We start from the raw sequence: 12898 nt of genomic DNA, 5'->3' as shown, positions 1-12898 counted from the left end.
ATAATATAAGATGCAAACTTATAAGTAGAGTATTTGCTGTTATAAACAGAGAAACACCATATATTAACACCTATAAATTTGCATCATAATTTTAATGCTATTTACTTGTTTTTTATCATAGAATGCGGAGTTTGGAAATAAAGGAAGATTAGAATTCTATATTAATGGTGTAAAGTCACATAATATAGATAAATTCTATCTAAAACACTTGTATTTGTTACTCTCCCCACTAAGGGATTACTAGGTGCAATATTCTTTTTATCATTTCTTTCTGTATGTTTAAAATTCCCCCCATACAACCAAAATGCTTTTATATTCGCATCAACTTCTGTATAATATTCTTCATGTGGAATGCTAAACGTTTCTTTGCCATAAATTAAGTCTTCAAATGCATTTTCTGCACCATTGTAAAAGCTAGGCCCCCCAATTTCAGCCATGTATTCTGCCGCCCCCAATTCCCTAATTTGCTCAGCATGACCTCTCTCATGCTGAACTAAAAATTTTGAATTATTTTTAGCAAAAATTATTGCACCATCCTTTGCTAATGGATTAGGCAAAGTTATTCCACCACTTATTTGAGGTATTATAAAAACCGGGGTTCCCAGCTCTTTTCCTTCATAGTGAGGAATACTATTTACACTAAAAAACTGTTTATTGGTATACGCCCAAGTAATATATCCTCCATCTTTTATGTAACTAATTCCATAATTATTCTTGGGGTTTTCAGAATCTAAATGTTCAACTCTTTCACCTCGAAACCCTCCTAGTCCCCAAAAGACATCTCTCCAAAATTTTGATTCCCATCCTCCATCCGGATCAACACTATTGCCAGGGTTATTCCCCATTCCTAAATAAGGTGAAGCATATTGCCCTTTAGGATCTGGATTTAACCAGCGTCCTATACGGCCATCCCATAGTCTCAGCTGGAAAGCTTCCATACCGGTTTCACCGTCCAGTTCCTGCCCTTGGTACGCATAGCGGTATACTCCTGTTACATTGTCCTTTGACGGCAATTTTTCTCCAAAAGGATAGTAATCCGCCGTAAAAATAGCCGCGATCGGGCTGCCCACCGGTTTTTTCACAATCGCCCTTACATTTCCAAGATGATCAGTAATCTGGTAGTTCATGTAATCTGTACCGGCAGTTGTCGATCTGGTATATACTCCCAAACGTGATAAACCGTAGATCGGCATTTCATTTTGTGTTATGGAGTTTGCTCCCACCTTGCTGTAAACCGCAATAGTATTTCCACTCAAATCCAGTGCATAATAGGTTGTACTTTGCAAATTACCAGCTGTATAGCTTTCTTTTTTAACCCGCTGCCCGCGCTCATTGTAAAAGAATTTTACCCGGGTTTGACCGTGTAAATTGACTTCGGTTGTTAAACCCTGTGAGTTGTACACATAAGTTAGTCCCTCATTGGTATTTTTAGTCAGTCGGCCTATGGTATTGTACACATAGTTCCCCTTACTCTGCGAATCGATATCATAATTTACCCCCGGATCCACATTGTCTTCGACCCTGTTTAACTGATTGTTCCCATTGTAGAAGTAGCTCAGATCATCAATTAACGTTCCGGCATCGTTTGTACGTTGCAGGCTCGTTATGTTACCGTTCGCATCATAATTCAGGTTTCCTTCCGCAAATTTAGTGTTGGCCGTAATCGCACCGGCTGTATCAAAACTTCCATAAGCGGCACTTTGCATCCAACCGTTACGGTTGTAATTGTACATGTAAGCCGCCTTGTCAGTGTTACCAATCAAATTATTATTTCCCCAGCGTGCTGCTTTTATGTTTCCGTTAAAGTCTTGGTTAACCCCGGCGATTGTAGGCGAAGAAGCAATATTGGTATTAGCCCTTACGTAATCCTCATTGTGGTAATCCAGGATCAGACCAAAAACATCATTTACATCATGTCCCGGATCATCAGCCTGCGTCAGGTTAGGATGGTTGATACTTTTTAACTGGCCTCCCAACGTGTACACATAATCCAATCCCTGTGCCCCCTGTGCTATATTGGCACGCTTTAATTCTCCGGTTGCATAATAACTGTATTCGGCATGTGTAACAGATTTTTCTGTCCCTTTGACTGTCTCCACCCTTATCAGGGCATTGTCAATACTATTATAAGTATACAGGTGTGCAAATTTTTCTGCAGGCACATCATTTTGCAGGATTACTCTGGTCACATTCCCTTTGTAATCGTATTCATAATGAATTGTTTTGGCTCCCAGTCCTTCATTATACTGCACTAACCAAACTACGCGGCCGTAAGCATCGTAATTGTACCAGGTTATGGCATTAAACACCGGACCCGATTTGCTATAGGTCACCACCACATTACCCGCCAGATTTTCCTGTTTGTAACTTGCCCCAACCAATGCATTTAATTGCAAACCTACCGGAATCTGATCCCCGGTTGCTATTGAACTGTCATAATTCGTTGGGTGGTCATAAACCGTAATTACCTGTTCTGATCTGCTTATTCCGGCTCCGGACAAAAGAGGTCCGTCGGTATTTGCCGAGGCTGGACCCCAAATTCCCGTTCCTCCGGATTGAACCAGTACCCCGCTTTCAACCGGACGGGCATATTCATCGTAATTCGTATAAGCCACCTTAGTGTCAACCTGATCAGCATTCTGGGAATAACGCATTTGTCCGTCGTTACGGTATGCAAATCTGAAAGTCCCTTCATCAGGGCTGCTTACTTCTTTTAGCTGTCCCTGATCATTATAAGTATAAGTAGAAATAAAAGCTGTTGTCGCAGGCTGTAAATGAAGCGGCTTATCTTTTATAACAGCATTAAACTCATACCCTTTGGGCTGTACGTTTTTAACCAGTTGTCCTGTTTTGTTAAAGACATTGATTGTATAATCATAATAATTCACGCTATACGACACCCCTAATGCTCCGTTGTCATAAGATATGGCGCCGCCAGTTGGCGTTTGTCCAATATAAATCTTGGGATCGGTTGTCGGTTTGGTTTTGGCTTCTACACGGTAAACATTACCTGGAAGCAATCCCGGATTTGCAGCCGTAAGTGTTACCTGTTGGCCTGTTTTCAGATCGAATACTTTATATTTAGTAATATCCCCACCCAAAAGAGTTCCGTTTGGTGTTCCTGCCGGTATGTGGACGTCAACATATCCCTGGGTTCCGATTACCGAATACACTGGGTAACTTACCGGTCCACCTGAGCGTGCAGCAGCAATATCTCTCCCTAAGGCGTCCTTGAAAGCTACATTCTCTACTCCATTAGCATCAACGGCCACTGTTTTTGTAAAACTTTGAAGCGCTTCTTCCTTTCCATTGGCCACTAGTCCGTCAAAATAACCGTAACCGAAAGCATAATACATTTCCTGGGCAGCCGGCATCGTGTAAGAATAGCCGGTTCTCCATTTCCCGTCTATAAGATTACCTCCAATTTGATTAATGACATTGCCAGGGTTTAATTTATCGTAATTTAGTTCTGAATACGGAAATTTTGCATTAGCCTGATACGGTTCGATCGTGTTTAAATCATTATAATACTTATCCAGCATTGAAACCTTGGCATCGGGATTAGTCAGAAAATGGATTTTATCCCAGCCCAAACATGAAGTGGTAGGGAAAGACTCCTTCCAATTGCGTCCAAAACTGTCATAAACCGTTTCAGTCCCCCAAGTCAGTTTGTTTTGAAAATCTTTAGTTATTGAAACAACTGGCTTACCTAAATCGTTAAAATAGGTTTTTGACTGCCCGATAACCGATCCCGATCTTATGTCATATCCAATAATTTCCGCACTATTAGTACCATTGGAATTAGGATCAGTAGTCATATAAATATCAAGAGGAGACAAAGACACATTCACTTGAGGTGAAGCAGCCGGAGAAGCCGTTGCAACCGCAAACTGAAATTGTCTATTGGCATAATACCCTATAGGGTTTGAGCGGTAAATAGCCTGTTTGTATTCATCATGCTGAACTGTCACAGGATTTCCGTTAGTATCAAGAACCGGACTCCCAGTATGATCCACTTGAGGAATAGCACCAATTGCACCATTAAAAGCACTTCCATTGCCATTATCAATAATTGTTGAAGATACCTTGGTTAATTCAGTAGCTGTGGGACCAACCCATAAACCATCTGCATTTTGTACATATACAACCTGATCGACCACTTTATCTGTAGGTGCGATTAAAGTAACTTTATCCCCTTCATTGCGCAAAATCATAGTGTCCTGCCCAATAATATCATTCATTGTAAAGTTGGGTCTGTTATTTAGCTCAGGGAACATCTCGATGAATTTAGCAGCCGTACCAATGGCACTCGTAGCTCCCTGATCCAGATACCCCTGCGGATAAAATGGCATCCTGAAAGCATAAAAACCACTATAGGTAATTAACTTATATCCTCCGGGTGCGATAATCAAATCTGAATTATGGGAATTCATGGATAATCTACATTGCGTGTGATTATCTTTAATCACCCAGCCTGTTAAATCAATAGGCGTAGTGGATGAATTGTACAATTCAATATACTCCCCATAATAGTGGTATCTGCTTTCAAGGATTTCATTATACCGGGTATCAAAATAAATTTCCGATATAAGTACTTTACCAAACTCCTCACACATCTCAATGTTTGGAGAAGGATTTGAAGAAGTTCCGATTTTAGCTTCAAATTCGACACCTGCATTTGAATAAGCTTCAAAGCCAGGTTGCAAAAAAACAGAAACAGGATCCTGTACCGTACGGGAAGTTGTAACCGGAGTATTTAAAGTGGTCTGGGAGACAGCACTGAAACTCCCCAATAACAATCCAAAAGCGATTAGTTTCTTTAATTTATGTATCATACTCAGATGAAAACTTTATGAATCTTTCAAAAAAGACACAATTGATGGCTATTCTTTATGGCTAATATTTTACCTGTATTTTTAAAACAGGCTTATTTTTGTTTTTCTTCCAATTTAGCTTCTAACTCCTTGATTCGCTTGTTCTGATCTATAACGTACAAGGTTAATTCTTCAATTTTCTGTAACAGCTTAATCTGGAATTCCCCAACATCGACTCCTTCTTTTTCCATTTCTTTAGCCGAAGCGATTTCAGGCAAATGTTTTTTGGCTTTAATATGCTTTTCGACTTCTTCCAATTTCGGAAGACCATAATCTTCTTCAAAAACGAAATCGGCTGTAGGAGTAGCTGTAACTTTTACTGCTTTGGCTTCAATTTTAGCATTCACTACCATATTGTCACTAAATGACGATTTTCCGCGGACATCCAATTTAGCCTGTGGTGCATTCGTTCCAACTCCGATATCTCCATTTCCGGCAATCCTGAAACGTTCCGAAATATTCGATCCGTCATTCGTATAAAAACGAACCGAATTATTGGCGATATTTGTTCTGGGTGAAACAATTAAATCTCCGGCTAATCCCATAGTGGAATCCCCCCATCCTATTTGACCGGGGATTTGGGAGCTCACACCTGATATTTTATTCGATAAAAGTATTCCGGAACCGGTATCATCTCCAACATGTAATAGTCCCAGGGGAATACTTGTCCCAATACCGACATTTCCGTTAGATTCGGCTATAACCAACTTTCTCCAGGCATCCCAAGTAGATTGTAAAGGCAAAGCACTACGGTAAAAAATACCTCCGTCGTTAAAACTCAACTGATGGACTTTCCCTCCTGAATTATCTAAATTAGTCCACTGGTTAATGGTCAGGTTTGCACTGTAAGTTCCTGCTCCTGGCACACCAATTACGGATCTGAATTTAAAATCGGCCCTGATCCCCCTGTCACTGAAGTTAGGCAGGTCATTAGCATTTCTGGTATCGGCCACATCCAATTTGGTTGCCACCTGTGAATACAAAGACATACCACATACAAGAAAACCTGTCATTATTATTTTTTTCATATTTATAACACCTATAATCATTTTCTATTTTATTTTCTTTTGGTTCCAAATTTATCCGAAGGGTTAAACTGTCTGATCTCACGCAAAATCTGCGACGATTCTTCGGTTTCGCCCAATACGTTGTGAATTTCGTACAATAAATGGTACAACGGTTTTTTCTGGTTGAAGCTTTCCTGCTCTTTCCGTAAAGCCAATTGGTAAACCTTGCTTAATGAAGCATCCTGATTTTCTTTTTTATGAATTCCGATGTTCAGCACTTCTTTTGCTTTCTGGATTTGACCGGCCGCTTTTAAAGCCGATGCGTAGCGGTACAACAGCATATTGACTAAACAAACAGAATTGTTTTCAAATTGTTTAATCAAGGCTTCCAGCATCGTAATGGCATCTGCCGGTTTTCCCTGAAGAATATAAATCTTGGTCAGCTTGTCGATTACTTCCACTGTTGTTTTTTCAGTCAGGCTAAAGTTGGACAGCACCAACCCGCAAATCGAAACGGCATTGCTTAACGCTTCAGGGTTTGTTTGTCCTTTTTCATGCGCTGTTTCAATGGCATCCACCACACCCAGATATCCGTAAACCGAATTTTTCTTTTCTGCGAACTTCTGTCGTTGACTTATCAATTCAAAATATTTCCCATTCGCATATAAAGCTCTTTTTAAATGGTACAAAGACAGTGAATCGGAAGGGTCAAGATCGAATATTTGCTTGGTTCTTCCCAAAACAGCAGGGGAATTCTTTCTGTCCTTTTCATTTAACAGACGCAATAATCTTTTCTTTTGTTTAGTGATATGAAATTGCTGTTGTTGCTTTTCTTTTTCAATAAATAAAACAGTCCTTGGCTTGGCATCTATCTTCTTTACCATTCCTTCCAGATCCTGATTGGATTTGGCCGATAGCTCTTTTTTAATCTTCTGGCGGTTTTGTGTCTTTATTTCAGCCTTATGTTTTTTAGATTCTCTTGCCGACATTTTCAAAGATACTTCCCCTTTTTGTCTTGATTTATCTAATCCGGAAAGACCTTCCTGCAAGTATTTTTTATTCCCTTCCAGTGCAATACCTTTTTCCCATAGTTTTTGGGCTTCCTCAAGTAATGAATGGGAAATTTTATTGCTCTTTTTGTATTCTTTTGCTTGATTTTTATTGCCTTTTTCCAAACGGACCATGGCTTTTGCCAATCGATCACAGAAGACAGCCTTAGCCGTATTTTTCTTCATCCCGGCTTTGAAAAGTTCCACACTGGCCAAATGATTACATCTTACACCATACACATTACTAAGTCCGTCGTAAAACTGTATATAAGCCGGTGCCAGCTTAACACACTGTAAGTAAAGCTCCTCTGCTTTAGCCAATTCTTTTTTGTAAAAATGCTCTTTTGCTTTTTTGGCGATTAGCTGTGCCTTTTGCAAATCATTGGCTCCTGACGGAATATTCAGATTGAGTAATCCATTTACGGCTTCTACCTCATGTACAGGCAAAACAGTAGCTAAAAATCCCAATGATGTTAATTTGATAAAATCTTTCCTTGTGAAGTGACTCATATAAGATTTAAATATAAAGGAAAGAAAAGGAGAAGAGCTGTATGAAATTTACAACCTAAACAACATCCACTGTTACGCTTCATCCATATCGGTTTGAAATCTCCTCCTTACGTTCCCAAAATTACTATTTCTTTTTGTTTTTCAAAAAAAATTTACGCTTTTTAAAAATTTTTATATTTCAGTTTGTTTTCTTTTGCCAACTTAAATCCTCCTGTTAAAGTATTCGCTTGATCATCAAACACTTCTACATAGGTTTTAACCAAACGTCCGGCTGAATCGTACACATATCGTATTGCTAAACCATTATCACCAACAATATGAGATAATTCATCACGTTGATTATACACATATCCTGTAACACCTGAAGCAATCGGGCGCAACATAACATCGTCATAAATCACTGCTGACCCATCTAACGAAGCCAGCTTTACCTGAGTGGCTGCAACCGGAAGATCCAAATAATACGTTTTTAACACCCAATCACCGGCTTGTTTGATTTCTCCTGCTGTTACTGTCCCGTATGTACAAACAATATCAGCCTTAGCCACATTGTCTTTTTGAATCCAAACGTTCAATTTATACTTCCCTGATCTATGCTGACCATTTTTTAAATCAATCGTCATGGTATTCGTATTAGTGGTTTCCACTGAGTATCTACCCGTATGGGGCATTCTCATATTCCGGACAGCTCCGGTAAGCCTGATACATGGTTCTAACCAATCATTACTAGTAAGGTTTTCGATACCAGAGTAGAATAATTCATTATACTTGGCATTACCTACAGCCATAATCTTGGTTTCATCATCTCCCATTTTTGTGGCTGCATGATTATTGTTGATATCCTTGGTTTCCAGAATCGTTGAATAATGATTGTATTTAGTAACCTCTGATACTTTTTTCCATTTCACCGATTGGGAGCCAACCCCTAATGACCAGTTAAAGCCATCATCTGTTGCGCTATTGAAGTTTTGAAAAATACCCTGATTATCCTTTACCCCATTCCAGATATACGTCATATGCTTACGCCAAACTTTTTCATTATTCTGGGTTGGTGTTACTAAACTACCTGAGATATCCTCATAAGTCCATTGGTTATTCCATGTTGTAATCCCGACACCGGTTTCTTTCCAGACACCATTGTCCAGAATATACGAATACTCAGCCGTATTTTGGGTCAGCATATGTTTGTTAGCCGGATTGACCACCTTAGAACCCATTTCCGGATATTTTACATAAGCCGGAATTGACTTGGTCTTAATTGCTGTTCCGTTAGCAAAAGTGGTATAACTTTCCAGAAAAAGACCTGTTTTAGGATCAATGTTTTTAAATTCAGTAACCGTCTTATTTCCGGCACTTATTTCTGTCTTCTTGTTTTGGACTAACGGATATTTAATTTTTGTGGATGCAAAAGCCAGCCTTTTATTCAGGTATATATTTTCATTTCCTTCACATTTTTCCTGCCAGCTTACGATACCCAGATTTGCCCCCCCACTTAACCATTCCTTTTCATAACCGTAGATTGATTTAATGGAATGGAATGATTCCTGAAGTGCTCCCGGTTTTTCGGTGGTATTATCAGACAGCTTATTTAAATCCAGATATTCATTTTTCAACTGGCTCATAACATGACCGTATTGATTAATTTGAGAAACCGAGACTAAGCCTCCTATAGTGGCAAAGTTATCTTCAAGTTTAACATTTACTCCATAGGTTTTTTTAGGATCATCTAATGTATTCACACTAACAGTAGACCTGAAATGCTCTCCGGATTTCATATTCGGGTCAAAAACATTAAGAACAGGTTTCAAAACACTGAACTGATATTGTGTTTTCCCTGATACATCACCATTTGTTCCTTTTTGAGTAAGTGTTACATATTCATACATAACTCTTGGACCCGGTACTTCAGCCCTGTAAGCTACATATTTTGTTGATGGCGCATAAGATGTTATTCCCGATGTACGGTTTTTAACCGGATCATTGTAATCATATACCGTACCCAAACTTTTTCCAAATTCATCAACCGTACTGATACTTGATACCCTTATCCCTCCACCTGATCCGAAAGGTACTTTATTAGCCATTAATCTAAAAGTGAATACCCAGGCTGAGTGAGTATCATTATCTCTACAGCCATAGCCCACATAACATCTCCATCCGCCTTTTTCCCTGAAATCATATCCGGTAACCTGATGGAAAGTATCACTATTATGATCCGGCAGATATAGGACAACGGCATTTTGAGACACATATTTTACACCCATAGGCTGTTGGCCATTAACATCAATCCAATCCCTATCACCATTACTAAAGGCTGAATCAGGTTCTGAATGGCAACAATTTATTCTACCATATGTTTGCTCATTTTTTTCGAAATATTTTGTAAAATCTATTGATGGACCACCGTAATAAGAATTTTGCTGAAACTCTACAAGACGAGATCCGTTTTCATCCTCAAACAATCTGAATTTTAAGTCATCTTCATCAAACATTGTCCGGGAAAACGCTTCAGTATAATATTGATCTTCCTCGTAAGTTAATTGAATCTTTCCACCGGTTGGTGTGGTTATTTTATTCATTGTCCAAAGCGAAGGATTATTTTGTTTATACCCCCATTGGTCTTTATCCGAACCATTTGTATAATTAACTTCTTTCCCTATGTAGTCGAAAGCATAAGACGGCATCAAAAGCTCTCCCATTTTGTCTAAAACAGAAACACCGTCCAAGGTTAATCTTCCTTTAGTCCCGGCAGTTGAATTGGGTGAATTTTTTGCCAACTCATAACTTTGGTTTAATTTGACTATTTTTTGTGCTTTGTCATAAATATAATATTTTCCTGTCTGGGGATTTATGGTGAAATCGCCTTTATCAATTACATTTAATTGTTGGTTAAGCTTATAACTTATCGGACTCATACTGTTCCAATTCGCGACATTGGAAGTTGGCTCAGTAGTAAGATTTGTCACTTGGCTTGAAGCCTGGACTGAATTATTATAATCAGTATTCTTGAGTAGGATAATTTCATCCAACTTCAAAGTCCTCTGACTTAAATAATTCACATTATTATCCCCTTCGTTTGTAGGATATCCTCCCTCTCCCAAGTTTTTACCCAAATCATCTTCTCTCAGTGATTTAACAAACAATGCTGTATGGGTTCTTGTTACAACTTTATCCAAATACACCAGTTGTTTGCGTCCCCAGGAGTACTCATCAGACGCAATGGCTGAGTTTTTATTCATTCTGTCATATCCGTTATAAGGTGTTCTCCAAACATACCCGTCTGACCAATTACCATAATCGAAACGGACCCAATACCCATAATCCCCTTCATCAGGATATGCATTATTGCCCATTTTCACATAATCAGGACCCGTGATTGCGGTTAATAACCAGTGGGTTGCATAAGGCTCTTTTTTTCTGATCTCCCTGTAAAACCCATCGCTTTCAGGATATGAATTCGGTGCCGTACTTCCATTACCTTCATACTTTGGTGCCAAATGCCTGTAAAATTGCTCAAACTGATATACCGGTCTCGAATAATGATAGGTTTTCCCATCAGCTGTTGTAATTCTGTAACCTCCGATTCCGTCAGCCCTGTAACCCTGGTCCTGTGACCTGTTATACCCTTTAGCTTCCAGAAACTGCCCCGTTACTGCGCCCGATGTAATCTGGGAATTCGTGAAGGTTTCTATATAATCTGAATTTTCTTTTCTTGTCGTTATTGTGGAATTAAACGAGTTGAAATAATTTTCTATATTGTTCGAATTGTTAAATTGATTAAGGGTTGAAGGTGTGACTTTCAAATCTGAAGGAAACTGGTAATCAAAGTAAAAATTAATCTTGCTTTCATTTTGTCCAAAAGTATTTTTAAACTTATGATTTGGATCGTTACTGTAATGACTGTTTGAATAAATTCTTTTATTTGTTACCCTGGTACCCCACTGCTCAACTGCATAACAACTTCCGGCCTCCCAAGGCTGAAGACAAGCACATGCAGCATAAATATCATTTCTACTTCCACAAATTTCATAAGCACATCTTAATCCATGTCGCTCTTCCTCATATTCTATATCAAAACCGCGATTTATAATTAATCCGTTATCAGCCAACCTTGGACTCATTCTCCCTGACAATCCCTGGGCATTCACATCATAAAAATCATATGCCGGCGCATTAAAAGCATCTTTCTGTGCATCAAAAACCGTATTATAGGCCACAACTCCTTCAATGCTTTCAGGAATTGGCTGATTATAGGCATCCATATAATAATCCCGGTTATGTTCGTTAGGCAATGAACCCGGGTATGACAAAGCTGAACCCGTTGCCCCACGAGGAGTATTAGATAAATTTGAATAATACAGTGGACCGAAAACGTGATCAAAGTCCAAGTCAGTTCTACTATAAGTCGATTCACTATAGCCCAACTTTATTACGAAGCCATAAAGATATATTCCCGCAGAATAACTGATACTTGAAGAATCTGAATTACCCGATCGTGAGCTTAAGATAGTATTTCCGCCTCCGCTTAAAGAAACACCTACCGACCCTTTATTGGAAGTCAGGGAAAAACCTACCGTAGAACTTGAATTTTTTACGTTACTTTTTTTAGCTGCTTCTGTATTTGTACCGAAACTCGTACTGTGCCCTACACCTATTCCCATTAACCCATCAGTGTCAGCATAAACACCAACACCAAAACCATTTTGAGTCTGTATACCACCCGTTATACTTCCAGCCCAACCGGAAGTATTACTGTATGAGGCGCCAACTCCTACACCGATATTTGTACCGCCTGATTTAAAACCATAACCAATACTCACAGAACCTCTTTTGGTACCGTTTGAATCCCATGAATACCCTAAAGATGCTTCAATTTTTCCATATCCTACAGAAAGATCGGCACTTTTACCCCAAGACTCAAAATGCTCTTTATCCCTGATTTCAACATCATTCCAATCATCGGGAACTCCGTTTACACTCCTGTTGACCGAACCCGGATTCAAATTCCATCCAAGTCCCACCCAAGAAGCTTCCTGGTCAAAACCAATTCCTCCGTGGTAAGCCAAAGAAATAGGATAGCCTCCCTCAGGGCTTGGCACATTGAGTAACGGTAAAACATAAGCCATATCACCGGTAGCCAAACTTACCATGTCTGTTGCATCAACCGGCTCAAAACTGGCAGCTTCAGGAGCATTTGGCCCGTTATTAGCCGCGTACAAACTCTGCGGCACTAACGTAGGAAAGAATATCAATAAAAAAAACGTAGCTATGGCCCGTTGAAATCTTGAATTTGGTTTCATTTTATGGTATAATCGTAATGAGGTTCTTTATAATTTTGCTTGTGGCAATTAAATTTTATTCAGGTGCCGATTCTAAAATCCTTGTCCGGATTCTGATCTGTCACCGTTAAGATATTCCGGATTTACCACAACTTTGGCAACAGAATTACTTGTACTAA

Annotated in this window: 4 protein-coding genes; all 4 read right to left on the bottom strand. The window is 39.2% G+C overall.

All coding sequences use genetic code 11. The annotated features are described in order from the left end of the window. Nucleotides 1-161: 161 nt before the first annotated feature. The 4 genes from NAT51_RS16755 to NAT51_RS16740 all read right to left on the bottom strand — a co-directional run bounded on the left by NAT51_RS16755 (nucleotide 162) and on the right by NAT51_RS16740 (nucleotide 12740). Nucleotides 162-4835 carry a lamin tail domain-containing protein gene (locus NAT51_RS16755; RefSeq protein WP_250600726.1) on the bottom strand — a complete coding sequence of 1558 codons (4674 nt, stop codon included), beginning with the start codon at nucleotides 4833-4835 and terminating at the stop codon, nucleotides 162-164. A 92-nt stretch (nucleotides 4836-4927) separates the two neighbouring features. Beyond that, nucleotides 4928-5902 (bottom strand): hypothetical protein, encoded by a 975-nt coding sequence (locus tag NAT51_RS16750; RefSeq protein ID WP_250600724.1) that lies wholly within the window; start codon nucleotides 5900-5902, stop codon nucleotides 4928-4930. 29 nt (nucleotides 5903-5931) lie between these two features. Continuing rightward, nucleotides 5932-7440 carry a tetratricopeptide repeat protein gene (locus NAT51_RS16745; protein WP_250600722.1) on the bottom strand — a complete coding sequence of 503 codons (1509 nt, stop codon included), beginning with the start codon at nucleotides 7438-7440 and terminating at the stop codon, nucleotides 5932-5934. Between the two features lie 161 nt (nucleotides 7441-7601). Next, nucleotides 7602-12740, bottom strand: coding sequence for a hypothetical protein (locus NAT51_RS16740; RefSeq protein ID WP_250600720.1), 5139 nt, complete (start codon nucleotides 12738-12740; stop codon nucleotides 7602-7604). Nucleotides 12741-12898: the final 158 nt, after the last annotated feature.

This window comes from Flavobacterium amniphilum, assembly GCF_023634845.1.
Taxonomy (GTDB): domain Bacteria; phylum Bacteroidota; class Bacteroidia; order Flavobacteriales; family Flavobacteriaceae; genus Flavobacterium; species Flavobacterium amniphilum.
Note: the sequence above shows the minus strand (reverse complement) of the source record. Positions and strands in the feature narration are given on the sequence as shown.